General features: G+C 70.1%; 15 protein-coding genes and 1 tRNA gene. 6 read left to right on the top strand and 10 right to left on the bottom strand.

The window, feature by feature from the left end; translation table 11 throughout:
* The 4 genes from C503_RS45550 to C503_RS0100530 all read right to left on the bottom strand — a co-directional run bounded on the left by C503_RS45550 (position 1) and on the right by C503_RS0100530 (position 5895).
* On the bottom strand, positions 1–123 hold the full coding sequence (locus tag C503_RS45550) for a helix-turn-helix domain-containing protein (RefSeq protein ID WP_245572375.1): 123 nt from the start codon (positions 121–123) through the stop codon (positions 1–3).
* A complete protein-coding gene (locus C503_RS42860; protein ID WP_026315854.1) occupies positions 120–872 on the bottom strand; it encodes a hypothetical protein in 753 nt (250 codons plus the stop codon). Before C503_RS42860 ends, C503_RS45550 begins: the two co-directional genes overlap by 4 nt.
* Before the next feature lie 107 nt (positions 873–979).
* The gene (locus tag C503_RS0100535; RefSeq protein WP_018680236.1) at positions 980–5509 is read right to left on the bottom strand and encodes a non-ribosomal peptide synthetase; all 4530 of its coding nucleotides are present in this window, start codon (positions 5507–5509) and stop codon (positions 980–982) included.
* Positions 5510–5810: 301 nt separating this feature from the next.
* Positions 5811–5895: transfer RNA gene (locus C503_RS0100530), tRNA-Tyr, on the bottom strand.
* 663 nt (positions 5896–6558) lie between these two features.
* Between C503_RS0100530 and lanKC the strand changes: the two genes are divergently transcribed.
* Both lanKC and C503_RS0100510 read left to right on the top strand, forming a co-directional pair.
* Positions 6559–9111, top strand: coding sequence for a class III lanthionine synthetase LanKC (gene lanKC, locus C503_RS0100520; protein WP_018680235.1), 2553 nt, complete (start codon positions 6559–6561; stop codon positions 9109–9111).
* Between the two features lie 229 nt (positions 9112–9340).
* On the top strand, positions 9341–9796 hold the full coding sequence (locus tag C503_RS0100510; protein WP_156892876.1) for a hypothetical protein: 456 nt from the start codon (positions 9341–9343) through the stop codon (positions 9794–9796).
* A gap of 296 nt (positions 9797–10092) precedes the next feature.
* On the opposite strand, the gene C503_RS0100505 is transcribed toward C503_RS0100510, so the two are convergent.
* Positions 10093–10623 (bottom strand): D-alanyl-D-alanine carboxypeptidase family protein, encoded by a 531-nt coding sequence (locus tag C503_RS0100505; RefSeq protein ID WP_033400068.1) that lies wholly within the window; start codon positions 10621–10623, stop codon positions 10093–10095.
* Positions 10624–10778: 155 nt separating this feature from the next.
* On the opposite strand from C503_RS0100505, the gene C503_RS0100500 reads away from it, so the two are divergent.
* The 4 genes from C503_RS0100500 (at position 10779) to C503_RS42855 (ending at position 14409) form a co-directional block, all read left to right on the top strand.
* Positions 10779–11447 carry a response regulator transcription factor gene (locus C503_RS0100500; protein WP_026315852.1) on the top strand — a complete coding sequence of 223 codons (669 nt, stop codon included), beginning with the start codon at positions 10779–10781 and terminating at the stop codon, positions 11445–11447.
* Entirely contained in the window at positions 11444–12730 is a 1287-nt protein-coding gene (locus C503_RS0100495; RefSeq protein WP_018680230.1) for a sensor histidine kinase, read from the top strand. The genes C503_RS0100500 and C503_RS0100495 overlap by 4 nt, the downstream gene beginning before the upstream one ends.
* Complete coding sequence (locus C503_RS0100490; protein WP_018680229.1) at positions 12727–13134, top strand: hypothetical protein; 408 nt, start codon at positions 12727–12729, stop codon at positions 13132–13134. The genes C503_RS0100495 and C503_RS0100490 overlap by 4 nt, the downstream gene beginning before the upstream one ends.
* A 369-nt stretch (positions 13135–13503) precedes the next feature.
* Entirely contained in the window at positions 13504–14409 is a 906-nt protein-coding gene (locus C503_RS42855; protein ID WP_084476645.1) for an FkbM family methyltransferase, read from the top strand.
* A gap of 796 nt (positions 14410–15205) precedes the next feature.
* Here the strand turns inward: C503_RS42855 and C503_RS0100480 are convergent.
* The 5 genes from C503_RS0100480 to C503_RS0100460 form a co-directional block, all read right to left on the bottom strand.
* Positions 15206–15814, bottom strand: a complete 609-nt coding sequence (locus C503_RS0100480; RefSeq protein WP_018680227.1) for a hypothetical protein — start codon at positions 15812–15814, stop codon at positions 15206–15208.
* 118 nt (positions 15815–15932) lie between these two features.
* The gene (locus C503_RS47555) at positions 15933–16862 is read right to left on the bottom strand and encodes a WD40 repeat domain-containing protein (RefSeq protein ID WP_245572374.1); all 930 of its coding nucleotides are present in this window, start codon (positions 16860–16862) and stop codon (positions 15933–15935) included.
* On the bottom strand, positions 16859–17962 hold the full coding sequence (locus C503_RS0100470) for an MFS transporter (protein WP_342663364.1): 1104 nt from the start codon (positions 17960–17962) through the stop codon (positions 16859–16861). Before C503_RS0100470 ends, C503_RS47555 begins: the two co-directional genes overlap by 4 nt.
* 162 nt (positions 17963–18124) lie before the next feature.
* On the bottom strand, positions 18125–18502 hold the full coding sequence (locus C503_RS37160; RefSeq protein ID WP_018680224.1) for a thioesterase family protein: 378 nt from the start codon (positions 18500–18502) through the stop codon (positions 18125–18127).
* Position 18503: 1 nt separating this feature from the next.
* A complete protein-coding gene (locus C503_RS0100460) occupies positions 18504–19676 on the bottom strand; it encodes an acyl-CoA dehydrogenase family protein (RefSeq protein WP_018680223.1) in 1173 nt (390 codons plus the stop codon).
* Positions 19677–19678 lie beyond the last annotated feature (2 nt).

Below are 19678 nucleotides of genomic sequence, written 5' to 3'. Positions count from 1 at the left end.
TCAGGGGGTGTCGAGAAGACCGAGTTCGGCGGCTCGGACGCCCGCCTGGAACCGGCTGGTGACCGACAGCTCGGACATGATCTCCGCGATATGCCTGCGACAGGTGCGAACCGAGACACTCAACCGTCGCGCGATCTGCTCGTCCTTGGCCCCGGTGGCCAAAAACGAAGGATGGCCCGCTTGAAGTCCTCACCGGCCGCGCCATAGCGAGGCGCGGTTCCCCCAGCCTCGTACGGCACCGCAGTGGCCCACCGCTGTTCCAGGCCCCGACCGATGTAGTCCACTGTAGAGGGATCACGCAGCAACACCGCAGTACCAGAACCACCCGCCACCACCGCAGTCGCCTGGTCGAACACCGCCACCCGACCGGAAAGCTGTGCACAGGTACGAATCTCACGGCCGGCATCCACAAATGCCTCAAGGACCGCCCGGGAACGGATATCAACACGAACCGGATGCTGATACAGTGACCGGACACGGCAATCCAGGTCCGTGGGCAGCCAACAGGCGGCCGTCCGACCAGGATGACTGGTGCGGATCTCGACCACACACCGCCGAGCCTCATCGGCGATCAGCGCCCGGACCCGGTCCTCTCCCTCTACCCGTTCCACATCCTCCCGATGCCGACTGCGCGAGTACAGCGGCCCCAGCGAGGACAGCTGCGCCTGCAAAGTCGACGCCCGCCGCTCCAGCTCCACCACCTCCAACCGCATCGGCCCGACCAGTTCGGCGGCGGCGACGTCCGGGCTGGTCGGAACAAGGCCGCCCGAGGCATCCGGGGTCAGCAGCCGCAGGAGGCACAGCGCGGTGATGCCCCGGTCGACCTCCGCAGGGGTGAGCCCGAGGTCGGCGACCAGATCCGGGCAGGCCACGGCAGGCACCCGACCACGAGCCAGGGCCCAGGCGTAGACGGACTCCGCCGTGCGATCCAACGGCGGAACGACACCACGCACCGGCTCCGTAAGCGGCGTATTCACCGTCAATCGAGGCGGCCGCCGACGGCCGGAAGCGTCACCGGCCTGCGGCGGGCCATTGCCGGAGTCGGTGATGGAGTCAGCGCGGACAGTCGGGACAAGGGAGCGGTCGCGGCGCGGCGCAACAACGAGGCGAACCGGGTCACCATGGTCTCGATCGTGCCGTGGTCGAACAGTTCCGTGCTGTAACGCAACTCCCCGACAACACCCAGACACTCCCCCGCAGCCGTCTTCGACTCGGTCAGGCCGAGCCACATGTCGAAGCGCACGACCGGGAACTCGACCACCTGCTCGGTCGCCGTGATCCCAGGCAGATCCAGGTAATCCCCTGCCTCCTCCAGCATGAACATGATCTGGAACAGCGCCTGCCGGGACAACGACCGCTGCGGCCGCAGCTCCTCCACGACCCGGTCGAACGGCACGTCCTGGTGGCTGAACGCGTCCAGGTCCACCTCCCGGATCCGCCGCAACAGCTCCTCGAACGTCGGGTCGCCCGAGGTGTCCACCCGGAGCACCAGGGTGTTGACGAAGAACCCGACAAGATCGTCCAACGCCTCGTCGGCCCGTCCGGCGGCAGGCGAGGCGATGGGAATGTCATGTCCCGCCCCGTACCGGGCCAACAGGGTCGCCAGCGCGGCCTGGAACACCATGAACAGGCTGGTCCCGCTCCGGCCGCCGAGGTCGGTCAACGCCCGGTGCAGGTCGGCGTCGAGAGTCACCGGCACGACGCCGCCGTGGTGCGAGCTGACCGGCGGGCGCGGGCGGTCGTAGGGCAGGGCGAGCTGGTCGGGCATCCCGGCGAGTGCACGCTTCCAGTAGCGGAGCTGCCTGTTCTGCAGACTGTCCGGATCCGACTCCGACCCCAGCAACCGGCGCTGCCACACCGCGTAGTCGGTGTAGTGGGCGGGCAGCGGCGCCCAATCCGGCGCACGGTTCTCGCTCCTGGCCCGGTAGGCGGTGGACAGGTCACGGAACAGTGGATCCATGGACCGGCCGTCCATCGCGATGTGGTGCATCACGAGCAGGAGGACGTGTTCGCGTTCGCCCAGCCGGTAGAGCCAGGCGCGCAGGGGCAGCTCGGTGGCCAGGTCGAACCCGCTGGTGGTCACGGACGCCATGGCCGCCGCGAGGTCGGCCTCCGCCAGTTCGACGACCTTGACGGGCACGTAGACCTCGTCCGGCTCCAGGACCCGCTGCCACGGAACACCGCCCTCGTCGACGAGGAGGGTCCGCAGGCTCGCCTGTCGGATCACCGTGTCCACCAGGGCTGCGGACAGCGCGGTCTGGTCCAGTTCGCCGCGTAGTCGCAGGGCGAACGGGACGTTGTAGGTGCCGCTGGAGTCCTCCAGCAGGCTCAGGAACCACAGCCGTTGTTGCGCGAGCGAGACCTCCACGAGCCCCTGCCGCTCCTCGTGCACCAGGGGCGGGCGCGCGTGCCCGTCGGCGCTGATCGCCGCGAGTAGCGAGCTGACGGTCGGCGTCTGGAACAGGGCCTTGAGCGGGACGTCCACCGAGAAGGCCGACCGGACGGCGTTGATCAGTTTGATGGCCAGCAGGGAGTGGCCGCCGAGGGCGAAGAAGCTGTCGTGCGGGCCGACCCTGGGCAGGCCCAGGGTCTGGGCGAACAGTCCGGACAGGACGCGTTCGCGCTCGTCGAGCCGGTGCGAGCCGGTCACCCGGTGTTCTGGGGCGGGCAGGGCGCGCCGGTCCAGTTTGCCGTTGGCGGTCACCGGGACGGTGTCGATCACCACGACCGCCGACGGGACCATGTGGTCGGGCAGCCGCGCGGCGGCGGTCGCCCGGACGGCGGCGGGTAGGCCGTGCTGGGGGCCGTCCGGGACGACGTAGGCGACCAGGCGGCGGTCGCCGGGGACGTCCTCGCGCACGACGACCACGGCCCGCGCCACGCCGGGGGTGTCGGCGACGACGGCCTCGACCTCGCCGGGTTCGATCCGGAACCCGCGAACCTTCACCTGGTCGTCGACCCGGCCGCCGAACTCCAGCACGCCGTCGCCGGTCCAGCGGGCCAGGTCGCCGGTGCGGTACATGCGTTCGCCGTCGCCGAACGGGCAGGCGACGAACCGCTCGGCGGTGAGGCCCGGCCGGTTCCGGTAGCCGCGCGCCACACCGGTACCGGCCGTGTACAGCTCGCCGGTGACGCCGGGTGGGACGGGGTCGAGGAACTCGTCGAGGACGTAGACGGTGGTGTTGCCGATCGGCCGACCGATCGGGACACCGGTGCGGTCGGCCGGGGTCACGCGGTGGGTCGTGGTGAAGGTCGTGTTCTCGGTGGGGCCGTAGCCGTCGATCAGGGTGATCGACGGGAGCGCGGCGAGCACGGCCTGGCAGTGCGCGGCGCCGATGACGTCGCCGCCCGCGAGCAGGAAGCGCAGTCCCGCGAAGGCGTGCACGTCGGTGTCGACGGCCTGGTGGAACAGCTCGGCGGTCAACCACAGCACGGTGACCTCGCGGGTGGTGAGGAAGTGGCGCAGCTCCGCGCTCGACAGCGGCCCGGCCGGGGGCACCGCCAGGGTCGCGCCGGTGAGCAGGGCTCCCCAGATCTCGAACGTCGCCACGTCGAACGACACCGAGCAGAGCTGGGCGACGACGTCGTCCGGGCGGATCGCCACGAAACCGGACTCGTGGATCAGCCGGACGACGGCCTTGTGCGGGACGCAGACGCCCTTGGGGACACCGGTGGAACCGGAGGTGTAGATGACGTAGACGGGGTGGTCGGGCAGCGGTTCGCGGCGCTCGACCGCACGTCCCGTGGGCTTCTGGTCGGGTGACATCACCGGGGTTCCGGTGTCGCGTGCGGCCTGCGTGGCGGCGTCCGTCGTGGACTTCGTGACCAGGACGGCGGGACGGGTGTCGCGGAGCATGAACGCGACCCGGTCCGGCGGATAGCGGTGGTCGACGGGCAGGTACGCGCCACCTGCCTTGAGGACGGCGACCAACACGGCGATGTGCTCGGCCGACCGGGGCAACGCGACCGCGACGACCGACTCCGGACCGACACCGTACTCGACGAGGCAGCGGGCCAGCAGTTCCGCGCGCGCGTCGAGATCGCGGTAGGTCCACCAGACGTCGTCATCCACCAGCGCGACTGCATCCGGGGTACGGGCGACCTGGGCGGCGAACAGGGCCGGGACTGTCGTGGCCGGGATCGGGCGGGTCGTGTCGTTCCAGTTCCGCAGGATCTCGTGACGTTCGGACGGGGTGAGCAGGTCGATGTCCCCGAGCCTGCGGGTCGGGTCGGCGGCGACCACTTCGAGGATCCGCACCAGCCGGTCGGCGAGGGCCTGCGCGGTGGGACGGTCGAAGAGGTCGGTGGCGTACTCCAGGTACCCTGTCAGGCCACTATGGACACTGTGCTCGCGGGCGCCGTGGGCGAGAGTGAAGTTGAGGTCCCACTTGGCGATCGGCACGTGCACGGTCAGTTCCGCGCACTCCACGCCCGGTAGGTCCAGCCGGACGGTGTTTTCCTCCAGCGAGAGCATGACCTGGAAGAGGGCGTTCCGGGAGAGTGTCCGGTGTGGATTGAGCTGCTCGACCAGGCGGTCGAACGGGACGTCCTGGTGGCTGAACGCGTCCAAGTCGACCTCGCGGACGCGGGCGAGCAGCTCCGCGAACGTGGGGTTTCCTGCGGTGTTGGCGCGCAGGACCAGGGTGTTGACGAAGAACCCGACGAGATCGTCCAGGGCCTCGTCTCCGCGACCTGCGGCCGGTGCGCCGATGGGGATGTCGTGGCCTGCGCCGTGCCTGGTGAGCAGCATCGCCAGGGCCGCTTGCAGGACCATGAACAGGCTCGCGCCCGTGTCGTGCGCGATCTCGGCGAGGGCCTGGTGCAGGTCGGCGCCGATGACGATGGGCACCTGGTCGCCCGCGTGTGTGCTGACGGCCGGGCGCGGGTGGTCGTAGGGCAGGGGCAGTTCGTCGGGGAGGTCGGCCAGGACATCGGTCCAGTAGGCGAGCTGGGTGCCCAGGAGGCTGTCGGGGCCTTCGCCGAGCATCTCCCGCTGCCAGACGGCGAAGTCGGTGTACCGGGCGGGCAGGGGTGTCCAGTCGGGGGCATGGCCCTGGATCCGTGCCCGGTAGGCGGTCGACAGGTCGCGTGACAGCGGCTCCAGCGACCATCCGTCAGTCGCGATGTGGTGCATGACCAGTAGTAGGACGTGGTCCTGCTCCCCCAGCTCGAACAGCCACACCCGCAACGGCGGATCCATGGCCAGGTCGAATCCCCGGTTCGCGGCTCGCGTCAGCTCTGCGGCCAGCCCGGCCTCGGTGGTGTGCGCCTCGGTGATCGGGATGTCGACGTCGTCCAACACTCGCAGCCAGGGCACGTCCCCGTCCCCGACGATCACGGTTCGCAGGCTCTCCTGCCGCAGCACGGTGTCGTGCACCGCCCGCCGCAGCGCGACCCGGTCCACCGCGCCCCGCAACCGCACGGCGACCGGCACGTTGTACACCGCGCCCGCTCCGTCAAGCCGGCTCAAGAACCACAACCGCTGCTGCGCCAACGACGACTGGAACACCCTGCCCCCTCTTGGTCCGACGCCTGCGACCGGAACCTAGCCGGGCCCAGTTCACCGCCGGTTACGCCGCGGTGTTTGTTGGCTCGGCTTCGCCTCGCGGCGGGATCGCCTTCAGCCGGTCTCTTCCCACCCGATCCCACTCGGCCCTGGGGGCCTCCTGGGATCGGGTGGGAAGAGACCGGCGCGATCCCGCGTGGTGGGCCAGTCAGGGGTGGCCGAGTTGGGGTGGGAGAGTGGGGTTGGGTGGGGCGCCCTTCGGGAGGGATGCGACTCTTGCTCTGGTCGTCTGGCCTGCTGGGCATGGTGGTGGGGGACGGGGTCGAACCGTCACAGCCGGAGGCGTCCGGTTTACAGCCGGGTGGGCTCACCAAGTGCCCAGCCCCACCGGGGTTTCCGCGCAGTGCTCCACTGTCGAATTAGAAAGGAATGAACGCGCGGAAACGGGCGCCTGGCGCCGGTGGAAGGAGTCGAACCCTCGCGTCGCGGTTTTGGAGGCCGCTCGGCTTCCGAAGCTCACCGACTCGGTCGAAAAAGCAGAAGCCGCCCGAATCGGTGTCCCGATGGGCAGCTCCCGGTCATGACGTCGTCGACGTCACGGTGGGGAGCCCGTGCTGCGCTGCTGCTTGTATCCCTGACCATTGACACCATTGACGCGACCACCGACACGACCACTGCGCGTGCCCGCGACCGCGGTGCCGCGATACCCGCGCCACTCGCCCCGCTTCCACGTGCTGGCCATCGTGCCCTCCCGGCCTCGTTTCGGTCTGCGCACATCGTCTTCGGCCGCCGAGGTCGACGTCAAACCCATTTGTCGACGGGGCTGACGGGCGGCCGACCGCCGGGCCGGGCACTCGGTCGGTCGTCGGAGGTCGCGTTCGACCGTTTCGCCCAAGCGCGATGGTCCAACGGTCGTCGGTTGCTGACGGATCACGAAACGATGTCTTGACGAGCGCCGCGCGTTCTGTCTCACTGGGCATCGCGTCCTGGTTCTGGCGTTTCCCCCGCGGCTCCGTGCCGACACGACGCGGGTCGACGGAAGGCGTGACTGGATGGCCGTGGACATGTCGTTCCTGATCGCCGATGGGGAGTTCTACCAGCCGTGGGACAGCTCCGATCCGGGTAAACGTTATACCGCCGGTCGGCTGCCGGACGAATGGCGGCGGCACGAACGCGGACCGTGGACCCATTGGGGGCCAACCGGTTCGATGCTGCCGGAGCAAGGCTGGAAGGTGCACGTGTCCAGTTCGTTCGATAACGCGCAGTCGGTGTTGAGCGTGGTGTCGGCGGTGTGCGTGGAACTCGGCGTGCCGTTCAAACACCTCGCCGGTGAGCGAGTTTTCCTGCTGGCGCACGACAAGCACGCGGCCAGGGTCCAGAGTGGGAAGTTCTGCACCGTGTACCCGCCGAGCGAGGAATGCACGGAACGGGTGTTGCGCCGGTTGACGACGGATCTGGCCGGTGTCAGCGGTCCGTTCATCCTCACCGATCGGCGGTTCGGAAAGAGCGAGTGTGTTTCCTACCGCTACGGGGCTTTCCTCGGTCGTACGCGAGTTGACACCGAGGGCCGACACGTGGATACCATGCTCGCCCCGGACGGCGCCGAGGTCGACGACGAACGGAAGCCGGTGTTCCATCTGCCGCCCGGCGTCGTGGATCCGTTCCGGGAGGTCGAGCCCGCCAAGAAGGCCGCGGGCCCGGTCACGTTGAACGGCTACCGGTTCGAGACGGTGATCCAGCACAGCAACGCCGGGGGCGCGTACCGGTTCCGTGCGGAATCGGACGAACCGGTGTTCCTCAAGGAAGCCAAGTCCCACAACGGCTACACCGGCGATGGCGCCGATGCGAAGTCCCGGCTGACCGCCGAATACCTGGTGCTGCGGGCAATCCACGCAGGTGATCCCGGCCTTTGTCCGCGGCCGGTGGAGTTCTTCCACCATTGGGAGCACAGCTACCTCGTCACGGAACTGGTCCCCGGCATGCCGATCTACCGGTGGATGGTGACGAACAACCCGGCCGTCCGCGTCGCCCCGACCGAGTCGGATTTCGGCGACTACCACCGCCGTTGCCTCGCCCTGCTCGACAACCTTGACTCCCAGCTGCGACGGTTGCACGACCTGGGCTACGTTTTCGTCGACCTCAGCCCGACGAACGTGCTCGTGGACGACGATGACGGTGTGCGGCTGGTCGATTTCGAGGCCGTGCAACGAATCGACGACCTGACACGGATCCTCGGCACGCCCGGCTACCTGCACCCGGACCCGAAATCGGTCGCGGACCCACGGGAGCTCGACCGCTACGGCCTCTCGGCGTTGGCCCTGCTGCTGTTGTTCCCCATACACGAAACGGTGGAACGACACTCCCGCGTACTGGACCACGTGCGTGCCGACCTGGCCGAACTCACCCCGATCCCCGAACGGCTATGGGAGCTGGGCACTCGGCAATACGCCGATGTGGAACCCTGTCTCCCCTCACCCGAGGCCGTGCGTGCGGACACCGTCGGTTCATTGCGCTGGTTGGCCGAACGCACAGCGGATGCCCTGGAGGCGATGGCCGACCCGGATCATCCGGACCGGGTGTACCCGACGATCCCGTTGGGCTACGAGACCGACACCCGGGCGCTGGCGGCGGGAACGGCCGGTGTGTTGCACGCTCTGCACCGCGCGGGTCGGGAATGCGATCCCGTGATCGTACGGAGATTGCGCGACGAGGCGTTGGCGGCCGCGGCCACGAGCGCGCCCGGCTACCTGTCCGGCTCAGCCGGAATCGCGACCGTGCTGGACGAGCTGGGCGAGGTCGACGCGGCCGAGAAGCTGTTGACCGTCGCCGCCGACCATCCGTTGAACACCACGTCGTCGACCCTGGGCGGCGGGGCCGCCGGAACCGTGCTCGGCCTGTTGGCCCATCACCGGGTGACCAAGGAACAGTACTGGCTGGACAGGGCCTGTCGTCTGCTCGACGGCGAACCCCGGCTCAGCGCCACCCACCAGTCCGGATTGGTCGACGGCCGGGCGGGCGTGGCGCTCGCCTGGTACGAGCTGTACAAGGCCACCGGCGATCCGACTCACTTCGACCGTGGGATGGCTTTACTGTACGAAGAACTCGCCTTCGCCGAGCCACTCCCGGTCGACGCGTTGGGCTTCAAGACCTCCACGAAGGCGCGCCGCGTCTATCCGTACCTGTTCGCGGGCAGCGCCGGATACGCCACGGTGTTGGCCCGATACCTCGCGTGTCGACCGGACGCGGGTTTCGCCGGTGCCCGTGATGTCCTGGAGCAGTGTCTACGGGCGTGCACGATCCGGTTCGCGGTGTTCCCCGGCCTGTTCCCCGGCCTCACCGGACTGGCGTGGACCCTGGCGGACGCGGGCCGCCGACTCGACCGCCCCGATCTCGTCGACGCCGCCGTCACCAGCGCGCGCGGCCTGTTCCGGTACGCGATCCCGCACGCGACCGGCGTCCGCTGGCTCGGCGAGCCCGGCCAGCGGTTCGCCGCCGACCTGTGGTCCGGGTCGGCGGGCGTCCTGCTCGCCCTGCACGCCATCACCGGCCCCCTGACCAGCGGCGACACCGCCCTGGACGCGTCACCCGACACCGGAGAGGAGTGATCGACATGGAGGAAGCCCTGGTCCTGCAGGCTGAAGTGTCCCAGGAGGACGAGCTGGCCTGCCACAACCTGCTCACCTCAAGCAGCCGCGGCAGCATCTGCGCCTGACGGCACCGCCTGCCGGGTACCGGATCCGCCCGGCAGGCACCCCGTTCGGCAGCCGCTGTAACTCTCCCGCGTATTGATCACCGTAAGGTTTTCCGTACACGCAGGGAGGTTCCGTGATGCGCATGCGTATTCCCGCGACCGCACTCGTCGTGAGCGCGCTCGCCCTGGCCGGGGTCGCGGTGAGCACCACCACCGCCGACGCCAAGCGCCGGTGTGGTGAGCCGGTGACGGCACAGGGTGTGGGCACCAATGGCACCGCATGGACGCTGAAGTCCATGTACGACGACGACGGCCCGATACCGGGCGCCCTGGTCGTCGGCGAGGAGTTCGAGATCGCGACGCAGGGCGCCGGTCAACATTGGACGGTCACCTTCTCCGACAACGGCCAGGTCTTCTTCACCAACCCGGACGATGTCTCCACGGCCACCGGGATCCGCGAGGTCCACATGAACCCGGCCGTGCACAACACCGTGGAGCACATGCGGGCCCAGGCCACGCGGCACGACACCGGCGAGACCATCGACGCCACGGTCACCCTGCCGCCCGCCCCTGCCCGCTGCGGCACCGGGAGCGCGTGAGGGTCGGATCGGGAAAGCATTGCCGCGCCTGGTGGTGGATCGGACCGATCCACCACCAGGCGTTCCACATGTCCGGGCCGGTCGAATACCCGAGTGTGATTCCACGACGGTCGATACCCGCCAGATCTGTGCCCAGGACGCGACCATTCTCCACACGCCAGGCGGAACGGTGAAGCTGACGGTCACCCCGCAGTCCTCGGTGCGCCACCGATTCACCACCCGCGACGGACAGGCGGTCGTGGTCCGCGACACCGTGCTGGGCCGGGGTTCGACAACGACTGATCCTCGGAAGCCGATCAGGACGTGCCGCCTCGGGTTCGCACGGTCGACGCGATTCGGGCTCCCGGGTAGGGCAGGCGGATCGGGCGGGTGGGGTGGAGTTCGAAATGCCACCACTCGTTGTCGTAGGTCCGGTAGAGGTGATGGCGCGAGCCGTGTTCCTCCAGCCACCGCGCCCCTTCCCGCGGCCGCACATCCATGGCGAGCCCGCGCACGTGCGGTGACTCGGCGGGCGGCAGGGCGCGGGGCAGGCCGGGCTTGTCCTGGTCCGCGACGTAGATCCGGTGTTGTTCGGCCGCGTCCCGGTACCCGGAGGTCAACCCGATCAGCACCCCGTCACGCCAGAACGCCTCGGTACGCGCGGTGGTGAACGCGTGGTGGGCGGCCGGGGTGAGTCCGGCGAGCGACTCCCGTGGATACCTGACGGCGAGGGCCCACTGGCAGGCGACGTGTCGGGCGCGACCGGGGGCGCTCAGGTGTGCGACCGGGTAGAGGAGTCGGGCGAGGGTCTTGGCGGCCAGCGCGTAGAGATCGTCACGTCGAGTCATGGTGTCCACGATCGGGCAGGTATTCGACGGGCGTGACCACGTCGTGTCACAGGTCTGTACTGGTCCGGCCCGGGTGGCGGTCCGAGGGGGCGCGGGGCGGCATCATCGGGTGGGTGGAAGCGCGTATCGGGGCGGCACCTGCGATGGTGGGCGCCATGTCACAGGTGTTGCTCATCGAGGACGACCCCGCAGTTCGGGAGGGGTTGCACCTGGCGTTGACCCGGCAGGGGCACGGGGTGCGCGCGGTGGAGACCGGCGAGCAGGGGCTGGCGGCGCTGGACGGGGTCGACGTGGTGGTGTTGGACCTGATGTTGCCGGGAATGGACGGGTTCGAGGTGTGCAGGCGGATCCGGGCGACCGGGACGTTGCCGATCATCATGGTCACGGCGCGTGGCGATGACATGGACGTGGTGGCGGGCTTGGAGGCCGGAGCCGACGACTATGTGGTGAAGCCGGTGCAACCGAGGGTGTTGGAGGCGCGGATTCGGGCGGTGTTGCGTCGAAGCGCGGAGAGCACCGGGGCCACCGACGTCGAGCGGCATGGTGAGCTGGAGATCGATCGGGGCGCGCTGGTCGTGCGGCGGGCGGGTGAGCCGGTCGCGCTCTCCCCCACCGAGCTGAGGCTGCTGTTGGAACTGTCCGGCGCGCCGGGGCGGGTGCGGAGCAGGCAGCAGTTGTTGGAGGCGGTGTGGGACCACGGGTTCCTCGGCGACTCGCGGCTGGTCGACGCGTGTGTGCAGCGGCTGCGGTCCAAGATCGACAGTGATCCGCCGCGGTACATCCAGACCGTGCGCGGGTTCGGGTACCGGTTCGGGCCGTTGTGAGGAGTCTGCGGGCCCGGCTGATCCTGGCGTTCGCCCTCCTCGGTGGACTGACCGCGGCGGCGGTCGCCGGGACGATGTACGTACGGGCGCGCAACATCGTGCTGGAGAAGGCGCAGAGTGCGGCGGTGGCGGCGTTCACGGAGAAGGTCGGGCGGATGACCGTGCTCGATCCCGACGAGCTGTCCGATCGGGACAGCGCCGGGATGATCCTGCGGGTGGGGCGGCCGCCGGATGGGTCGTTGGGCCTCGATGTGCCTGCCGACCTGCGCACCCGGGTACTCGGCGGGGTGGTGGCGTGGCAGCGGGTGATCGACGGTGGACAGCCGGTGCTGGTCATCGGGATGCGAGTGTCCGACGTGGAGTTCTACACGTCCCGCGACCTGGGCGCCGAAGAGGACGGTATCCGGCAGCTGGCCCTGCTCGCCTGGCTGATCGGGGGCTGTTCGCTGCTCCCGGCCGCCGCGTTGGCGCTGGTCGCGGCGCGGGCGGTGTTGCGTCCGGTGCGCGAGCTGCGTGGTGCGGCCGGGCGGCTCGGTGACGGTGACCTGGGCTCGCGGGTCGAGGTCCGGGGTGCCGACGAGCTGGCGGCGGTCGCCGAGACGTTCAACGCCATGGCCGACAAGCTGGCCAAGCAGGTTGCCGACGCGCGCCGGTTCGTGGCCGATGTGTCGCACGAGCTGCGGACCCCGCTCGCGGCGATGACCGCGGTCGCCGACGTGCTGGACGAGGAGGCGGCGGCATTGACCGAGGACGCGGGCCGGGCGGCGCGGCTGGTCAGTCGGGAGACGCACAACCTGACGCGGCTGGTCGACGACCTGGTGGAGATCAGCCGGTTCGACGCGGGCAGTGCCGTGCTCACCCTGGACGAGGTCGACGTCGCTGCGGCGGTGAGCGCGACCCTGCGGGTGCGCGGCTGGTCCGGCCTGGAGACCGACCTGGCCCCGGTCACCGCCCGGGTCGACCCACGCAGGCTGGACGTCATCGTGGCCAACCTCGTCGGCAACGCGCTACGACATGGCGCTCCCCCGGTGACACTCACCCTGCGTGACGAACCCGGCCGAGTGATCATCACCGTCGCCGACCGCGGTCCCGGGCTCGACCCGGCCGTCCTGCCGCACGTGTTCGACCGCTTCTACAAGGCCGACACCGCCCGCACCCGCTCCGCGGGCAGCGGCCTTGGCCTGGCGATCGCCCGGGAGAACGCCCTGCTGCACGGCGGCGACCTGCACGCGGCGAACCGCCCCGGCGGCGGCGCCCTGTTCACCCTGCGGCTGCCGTCATGAGGCGGCTCATCCTGGTGACCCTCCTGCTCGCCGCGGGCTGCGGGGTCCAGCCCACCGATCCGATCGTCGGCACCCCCGCGACCGGCGCCGTGATCTACCTCGTCCAGGGCGACACCGTGGTGCCGGTCCTGCGGCCGACCAGGAACCCGACCAGCGGCGACGAGGCGCTCGCCCTGCTCACCGACGGGCCGACGCCGACCGAGCGAGGTCATGTCCTGAAGTCGGAGATCCCCTCCGGGGCGGCGCCGATAACCCTCACCGGATCCACGGTCACCGTCTCCGTCCCGGCGAGCGAATTGTCCGACCTCGCCTTGGTCCAGATCGTCTGCACGGCGGCGGTGCACTCGCCCGTCACCGTGGTCGGCGGCGGCCACGAACGGGGGCCGCTCGACTGCCCGGCGTGACCACGGATCGTGCACAACCACGACGGCGACCACAACTGCGATGGGCATGACCTGGTGAAACCGTGCGCACACGGAGCGGGTGGTCGCAGGTTTGCTCCGTCACCGAGTCTGTATTGTGTCGCCGGATCCGATCCGACGTCGAAGGGCTGCCGTGCCGAAGCCGCAGAATGGCTCAGTGCGCCGCTCGACGCGGGCTGACGCCGTCCGGCCGCCGCGCACCGGCTCCTCCCGGTCCGTCCCCTCGCGGGACGCGGCCACGTCACCCTTACGCGCACCCGGCACGCCGCCGTCCGCCGCACCGTCGCTTGTACTGTCCTAGCACCGTTTGTCCGGCTCAGTGGGGGCTCAGTGAAACGAGAAGACCTTGCAATGGGAACGATCAAGCTGGCGAGGAGGATGTTCAGCCACACGCGTGTGCACTCCTGGCCGGTGACCGCCTACCTCTACCGGCGGGTCTTCCGCGTGGTCGCGGACGGCAGCGACGAGACCGCCGACTTCCACGGCGTGCGGCTCACCTTCCCCACGGTGGACGTCGGCATCGCCCCCGGCCTGCTCAACGGCTACTACGAGCAGCAGGAACTGTCGATCTACGAGGACCTGGCCAAGGTCAGCAAGACCATCGTCGACATCGGCGGCAACATCGGCATCTACGCCTGCGTGGGCGCCCGCCACCTGCCCGCGGACGGCCGCGTCGTGTCCTTCGAGCCGGTGCCGGACAACCTGACCCGGCTGCGCCAGAACCTGGAACAGAACGACCTCCAGGACAAGGTCACGGTGGCCGCCACGGCGGTCGGCGCGGAGGCAGGCGAGATCACGCTGCACCTGGCCGAGGGACTGACCGGGGCACACTCCGTCTCGGCCGAGACAGTCGGCACCGCCCGCGGCTCGGTCGTCGTGCCGATGGTCAGGGTGGACGACTACCTGACCGAACAGGGCGTCGGCCCGATCGACGTGGTCAAGATCGACGTCGAGGGCTTCGACGTGGCCGCACTGCGCGGGATGAGCAAGACGCTGCAGGCGGACAGCCCGACGCTGCTGGTGGAGTACGCGCCCGCGCTGATGCGCAACTGCGGGTTCGAGCCGTCGGAGATGCGCGACATCGTGTTCGACACCTACCAGCACGTCTTCCTGATCGACGAGCCCCGCAACAGCGTGCGGTTCACGACCCAGGACGAGCTCGCCAAGCTCGACGACAAGAAGGTCCTGTTGAACCTCATCGGGGTCAACCGGCCGGAGCACCTCTCGATCATCAAGCGGCACGCGGTCGGGTCCTGAACCCGCCGGGGCCCGCCCGCCGAACGGTGGGCGGGCCCGTCCGCTACGAAGTGGTGCATGACCCAGGGTGACGGGATCGTGCCCAGCAGGCAGTTGGTGGAACGGCTCCGGCGGCGCCCACTGACCACAGTGGACATATCGGCGCCCGCGCGGCTGGATCTGACCGCGTTCGAACGAGTGCTCGCACTGCCATCGGTGCACCTGTCGGTGGACGGGGGCAAGGTGATCGGGGCGATGTGTACCCGGGAACTTTCTATTCCTACCAGCGGGAGCGGACAGCCTGCCGACCTAGTAGTGCGACCCAGAACGTCGACCATGTCTCGACCCGCCCACGACGTGTCTGGCGGCACCGCCGGAAACGACCAAGTACATCCAGTACGAGGCCGTCCCGGCGGCACCGCCAGCCACGCCGTGGACCCGCCGATACACGGCCGACGTTCTGGGTCGCACCACTAGTCTCGTGGACGCGTGAACCCCATTCGTCCACGATGGGCACGCCGCAGCACTTGCGATGACGTCGGAGGTGAGCGGCCCGGCCTTCCTCGAACGCCGCCAACCGGGCCTCCAGTCCCCCGGTGCCTGTGCGGTGTGCGGGATCGGCCTTCCTGTCCGGGTACGGCACGGGATGTTCGTGAAACCGGTGAGTGCCGATCCCGCCCGCTGCCTGCGCGACGTGTCCGGCCTGGCCGGGGCACACCGAAAGATCTTCGAGCAGGTCAGGACCTTGGAAAGTCCACTTCGGACACGACTTCGGTGTCCGCGACGAAGATGTCACCACCTCCACGCGTACCAGGGTTCACTGCCACCACGCGCTGATCTCGGCCTGGCTGCCCGGTGGGTAGTCGGTCGCGTAGTAGATCGGCACGTCGAAGCCGCGGGCCTTGGCCGAGATGGCCGGGCCGATGGTGGGTCCCATGCAGCCGCCGCACGGTTTTCGGTCGCTGAACAGGGCGACCGGGCGGTAGTTGGTGCCGCGTTCGTTGAGGGTCCAGAAGATGACCTCCTCGGAGTGGTGGGCCCGGGAACCGGCGTTGAACGAGTCCAGGTGGTGGGTCTGGCCGGTGTCGAGGTCGATGTACTCCAGGACGGCGAAGTTGCTCTGCCACGGGTTGTTGATGTTGGCGCGGGTCTGGCGGTGCACGTAGACGTGGTTGTCCAGGAACGCGTTGCCGGTGGGGTGCGTGGGGCCGGTCTGGTGCATGGTCCACGTACCGAACGCGCCCTGGACCTCGGACACCATTCTCTGCACGGGGTGGGCCGCCAGGATGTCCGCGGTGACGGTGTTGCCCAGGGTCCGTTGCAGCCCCAGCACCCGGCCCGCGGCACCGGTGGCCTGTGCCGGGGCCGGTCCGGGCCGCTTGGGGCGGCTCCGGGGCTCGGTGTCGGACGTGGCGCGGTCGTGCATCGCGATCCCACCTTCAGGCTCCGAGGATGGCCGTCCGATCCACCATGCATCCGGTGTGCGATCCGCGACACCGGTTCACGGGTCGGCCGGGATGCACGTCGGGTGCCCGCGCGGTGGGTCAGTTCGGGCAGTTCGGGACCGAATCGGGGTCGCCGCCGATGTCCTGCCACTGGTCGGCGATGGGACGCGAGGCGCGCAGGGACGCGCAGATGTCGGCCTCGACGGCGGTCGGGTCGGTCTTCCAGAAGTGCACCGAGCCGCCGCTGGTGGTCGAGACGACCCTGCCGTTCGTCGGGTGGGCGGCGATCCACTGATAGCCGTTGGTGTTCGTCTGCACGGCGGCGAGCGGGGTGTGCGCGGTGACGTCCCATACGCGCAGGTAGGTGTCGTCCATGGCGGCTGAGGCGAGGGTGCCGTCCGGCAGGAACGCGAGCGAGATGACCGGGCCGTTGTGGCCTGCGAGCGGTCCGCCGACCGGGGTGCGGTCCGCGACGTTCCACAGTCGGATGGTGTGGTCGCTGCTGCCCGCGGCCAGCACGGTGCCGTCCCGGGTGAACGCCAGGTCGGTGATCGCCTGTCCCTCCTGCCCGGTCAGTCGCGCGGGCAGGCTGCCCACCAGGTCGCCCGTCCCGATCTGCCGCAGTTCGATGTCGCCCGTGGTCATCGGCACGGCGAGCACCGCCCCGTCCGGCGCGAACGCGAGCCTGCCCACCGGGTACGGCTCGTGCGCGGTGGCGAGGGTGCGACCGTCGGGGCTGAACGCGAGCGCGGAGAGCGTCCCGTCGGGGCCGGTGAGCCGGGCGATCTCCTGGTGGCTCGCGGTGTCCCACAAGGTGACGATGCCCGAGTAGGTGCCGATCGCCGCCACGGCACCGTCCGGGGTCAGCGCGACCCGCCAGACGCGGTCGTCCGCCGGGCCCAGCGTGCCGGAGTACACCGGTGTCTGCGTGCTCAGGACGGCACCGCGGGCCTCCGAGGTGGGTGCGGACTGCCACGAGATCCGGTGACCGTCGCCTCCACAACGGCCACCGGATCCGGGTCTGATCACCTACGCGCGGGCAGCAGGAGGGAGATCAGCGCGATCGCGGCCACGATGGCACCGACGACCGTCAACGCGGCTTGAGGCGTGGTCGTGGTGATGGTTTGGGCGAGGATGAAGCCGCCCGCCGCGAAGCCCCAGCCGATGGCCGCGTACTGCAGGCTGAAACCCATCGCCCGGCGGTCCGGTGGGAGGATCGTTTCCAGGTGTAGCGACCGGGCGAGTACCACCGGGCCCTCAAGCAGGCCCGCCAGCAGATAGAGCAACACGAACAACACACTGCTGTGCAGCACGAACCCGCCCGCGACCACGGCACCGAGCAGCAGGAGGCACGCGTCCGCCTGTTGTTGGTGTGTGCCGGGCCAGGTTCGTCGGATGCCGTAGAGCAGGCCACCCAAGGCAGTGCCCAGCGCGTAGGCGCCGAGGGCGACGCCGGAGAGTGGCGCGGCGGAGGTGGAATCGAACAGCGGCGGGGCCACCACCGTCATCGCGCCGAGCATGAGGCGTAGGGCGGCGGTGAGCAGCAGGGTGCGGTGCAGGATTCGGGTGAGTGTCCACAGTCCGGTTCGCGCGTGCCGTGTTGCGGGTCCGGCCGAATATGGTAGTCGCAGCGCCGCCATCGCGCCGATCAGGGGGAACGCCGCGACGAGGGCGACGGCGGTGGTCGGCGAGGTCAGCGCGGCGCAGGCGCTGACGAGGATCGGGGCGAGGGCCCAACAGGACTGGTTGAGGACGGTGTCGAGGGACAGCGCGCGGGGCAGGGCGGCCAGTCCGACGACCTGGGTGAGTGTGGACCGGAGTCCGCCGGGGGCACCCGCCGGGATCGCGCCTGCCAGCGCGGCGACGGCCGGCAGCAGCGCGTTCGAGCCGTGCGTGCCGACCAGCAGCGCCAACAGACCGAACAGCACCGCCTCGGCGGCCAGGCAGGGCGTGATCGTGCGACGCGGCGGCCACCGGTCCATCAGATTCCCGGCCACCGGGGCCGCGACGGCCTCGCCGAGGGTGTGCGCGGCGACCAGCAGGCCACCGAACACGTAGTCGCCGGTGGCCTCGTGGCCGACCAGGACGAGCGCGAGCGGGGCCATGGCGACCGGCAGCCGGGCACCGATGGTGGCGACCGCCCAGGACGGCCAGCCGGGCGTGGTGGCGATGTGGCGGTAGGTGCGGGTGAGATCGGGTGCGGTGGTGATGGCGGGTTCCCTCGGTTCACCGGGTCTGGCATGACGCGACGGGCGCGCCTGCCGGTCCGGTGACCGGCAGGCGCGCCGTCGTCAGGTCGCGGCCAGTCTGGCGAGGAAGCGGTCGCGGTCGATCACGGCCCGCTTGTGCGTCCCCCGGCTGACGACCGTGCCGCGCGAGTCCGTGGCGGTGAACCGCACGGCGATGTCGCGGCCGTCGCGGTCCAGGACGACCTCGAACGTCACCAGGTCGCCCATCGGGGTCGGCGCCAGGTGGGCGAGGTGGACGTCCACCCCCACGGTCATCTCACCGGGGGCCAGGCGCGGGGTCATCAGGTCGACGCACACCCGTTCCATATTGCCCAGGATCGCCGGGGTGGAGAGCACGTACAGGCCCTCGTTCCCCCATCCGACCGCGCAGTCGCCTTCCTCGACGACCTTGTCGACACGGCCGGTGATGATCTCCCCCACCTCACGCCCCCCGTTCGGCGGTAGGCGCGTAGCGGGCGACGACGTCCTTGTAGATGTTCTTCTTCTGCATCTCGGTGGTGCCGCCCGCGATGCGGATGGCGACCGCGTCGCGCAGCAGCCGCTCCACGCCGAACGCCCGGTCGTAGCCCAGGTGGCCGAAGATCTGCACCATCTCGACCGCGGACTCGACCATGCCCTCCGAGGCGGCGAGCTTGGCGCAGGAGGCCAGCGCGCCGTAGCTGTCGTCGTCACGCAGGAGGGCGTCGGCGGCGGCGTAGGCGAGGTGGCGGGCGGACTCGATGGTGGTCCGCATGGTGACGATCTTGTCCTGGATGTACTCGTGGTTGCCGAGCACGGTGCCGAACGCCTGCCGGGTCGAGGTCCGCGCGATCGTCGCGGGCAGCCGCGCCTCCAGCTGGGCGGCGACCACGATGCCGTACATCAGGCGGTCGAAGGCGAGGAACGAGTACAGCGTGGCCAGCCCGTCGCCCGGGGCGCCGACCATGTCGTCGCGGGTCACCGGCACGTCCGCGAGGTGGATCGGGCCGGTGGGGCTGGTCCGCTGCCCCAGGAGGTCCTCGTGCTCGCCGGTGCTGAACCCGCGCCTGCCGCGTTCCAGGACGAACAGCGTGATGTCGCGCTTGCCGATGCCATCGAGCCTGCCGACGACGAGGGCGACGTCGGCCTCGGGGGCGTTGGTGATGTGCACCTTCTCCCCGGTCAACAGCCAGGTGTCGGCGCCGTCCTCGCGGGCGCGGGTGTGCACGGCGGCGACGTGGGAGCCGCCGGTGGGTTCGGTCGCCGCGGTGGCGCCGAGCGCGCCGGAGGCAAGCTGCGGCAGGAGTCGGCGTTTCTGCTCGGTCGTGCCGTGTTCGAGCAGCACATGCACCAGACCGGCGTGCGCGACCGCGGACAGGGTGAAGCCGGAGTCATCGGCCCCGGCCGCCAGACCTTCGAGACCCGCCAGGAAGTCCCAGAGCGTGCCGCCGTCGCCGCCGTGTTCGCGGGGCAGGTGCGCGGTCCAGAAGCCCTCGGCCGCAAGCCGCTTCCACGAGTCGCGGTGGAACGTGCCGGAGCGGTCGCGCTCGGCCGTGCCCGGGGTGACGCGTTCGACGCCGAAGCGCCGGAAGTGCTCGCGCCGGTCCCGCTGCTCGTCCGTCCAGGTGATCCGCATGG

Origin of the sequence: Actinokineospora enzanensis DSM 44649 (assembly GCF_000374445.1) — a bacterium.
GTDB classification, from domain to species: domain Bacteria; phylum Actinomycetota; class Actinomycetes; order Mycobacteriales; family Pseudonocardiaceae; genus Actinokineospora; species Actinokineospora enzanensis.
Note: the sequence above shows the minus strand (reverse complement) of the source record. Positions and strands in the feature narration are given on the sequence as shown.

What these genes read in the sequence shown, in the direction of transcription:
- C503_RS0100480 (WP_018680227.1), bottom strand. Translation starts at nt 15,814, where the DNA reads ATGCACGACCGCGCCACGTCCGACACCGAGCCCCGGAGCCGCCCCAAG.
- C503_RS0100460 (WP_018680223.1), bottom strand. Translation starts at nt 19,676, where the DNA reads ATGCGGATCACCTGGACGGACGAGCAGCGGGACCGGCGCGAGCACTTC.
- C503_RS0100505 (WP_033400068.1), bottom strand. Translation starts at nt 10,623, where the DNA reads ATGACTCGACGTGACGATCTCTACGCGCTGGCCGCCAAGACCCTCGCC.
- C503_RS42855 (WP_084476645.1), top strand. Translation starts at nt 13,504, where the DNA reads ATGGGAACGATCAAGCTGGCGAGGAGGATGTTCAGCCACACGCGTGTG.
- C503_RS0100500 (WP_026315852.1), top strand. Translation starts at nt 10,779, where the DNA reads ATGTCACAGGTGTTGCTCATCGAGGACGACCCCGCAGTTCGGGAGGGG.
- lanKC (WP_018680235.1), top strand. Translation starts at nt 6,559, where the DNA reads ATGGCCGTGGACATGTCGTTCCTGATCGCCGATGGGGAGTTCTACCAG.
- C503_RS0100490 (WP_018680229.1), top strand. Translation starts at nt 12,727, where the DNA reads ATGAGGCGGCTCATCCTGGTGACCCTCCTGCTCGCCGCGGGCTGCGGG.
- C503_RS0100510 (WP_156892876.1), top strand. Translation starts at nt 9,341, where the DNA reads ATGCGTATTCCCGCGACCGCACTCGTCGTGAGCGCGCTCGCCCTGGCC.